1 pseudogene is annotated in these 1,482 nt (G+C 44.8%); it reads right to left on the bottom strand.

The window, feature by feature from the left end:
• A pseudogene (locus I2F76_RS10580) lies at positions 1 to 1,482 on the bottom strand (CshA family fibrillar surface protein C); the annotation flags it as partial.

The following is a 1,482-nucleotide window of genomic DNA, read 5'->3' as shown; positions in this document are numbered from 1 at the left end:
TTCTTATCTTCACGAACCACTGTTACAGCTGGTGCAGTTCCGACGAATGATTTTTCTGGTACGAAGGTTACTGTTCCATCTGCTGCTACTGTGTAAGTACCAACACCGTCTACAGTCTTAGTCGTTGAGCCATCGTCAAATGTTGCTGGAACATCATCGTTCATTGGCACACGGCTATCGCCTTCAGTAAATACAGGTTTGCCAGTTTGTGTAGCACCTTGGATATCTGTAGTTTCAGCTGGTGTTGCAGTTGGAGTTACTGGTGTCACAGTTGGTGTGTACTTCGCTGTGATTTCAGTACCGTTCTTATCCACGCGTTTCACTGTTACGCCTGTAGCAGTTCCAGTGAATGATTTTTCAGGAACGAAGGTTACTGTTCCATCTGGAGCAACTGTGTAAGTTCCTTCACCATCGACAGTCTTCGTAGTTGAGCCATCTTCGAAGGTAGCTGGAGTATCCTCATCGATTGGAACATTTGGATTTCCTTCGGTGAAGGTTGGTTTGCCAGATTGTGTTTGACCTTGGATATCTGTCGATGTTGCATCTTCAGAAGTTGGGACAACTGGAGTAATCTTAGGTGTGTAAGTTGTTTCTACTGTTGTTCCATTAGTATCAGCTGCTTGAACCTTAACTGGAACTACATCACCTGAGTAAGATTTATCTGTTGGTGTGAAAGTAACTACACCTGTGTCTTTATCAACTGTGTATGTACCGATCACATCACCTGCTGGTGATTTCGCTTCTACTGATGCGGCTGGTTGACCATTTTCATCAAGAAGAGTAATGGTATTCTTGTCGATTGGCGCTACTTCATCACCTTCAGTAAAGGTTACAGTTCCAGTTTGAACCAAACCTTGAGGTCCAGTAGATTCAGCTGGTGTTGCAGTTGGAGTTACTGGAGTTACGGTTGGTGTGTAAGTTGCAGAAGCTTTGGTTCCGTTCTTATCTTCACGAACAACCGTTACGGCTGGTGCTTTACCTGTGAATGATTTTTCAGGGACAAAGGTTACAGTTCCGTCTGCTGCTACTGTGTAAGTACCAACGCCATCTACTGTCTTAGTCGTTGAGCCATCGTCGAAAGTAGCTGGAACGTCATCGTTCATTGGCACACGGCTATCACCTTCAGTAAATTCAGGCTTACCTGTTTGAGTTTGACCTTGTTTACCTGTTGTTTCAACTGGTGTAGCTGTCGGTGTGACTGGAGTCACAGTTGGTGTGTAAGTCGCGGAAGCTTTTGTTCCGTTCTTATCTTCACGAACAACCGTCACTGCTGGCGCTGTTCCGACGAATGATTTTTCTGGTACAAATGTAACAGTACCGTCTGCTGCTACTGTGTAAGTACCAACACCGTCTACAGTCTTAGTCGTTGAACCATCGTCAAATGTTGCTGGAACATCATCGTTCATTGGCACACGGCTATCGCCTTCAGTAAATACAGGTTTGCCAGTTTGTGTAGCACCTTGGATATCTGTAGTTTCAACT

The sequence above is a fragment of the Streptococcus parasanguinis genome, from assembly GCF_015557775.1.
GTDB lineage: Bacteria > Bacillota > Bacilli > Lactobacillales > Streptococcaceae > Streptococcus > Streptococcus parasanguinis_AA.
The sequence above is the reverse complement of the archived record's forward strand: the minus strand, read 5'-3'. Positions and strand labels throughout refer to the sequence as shown.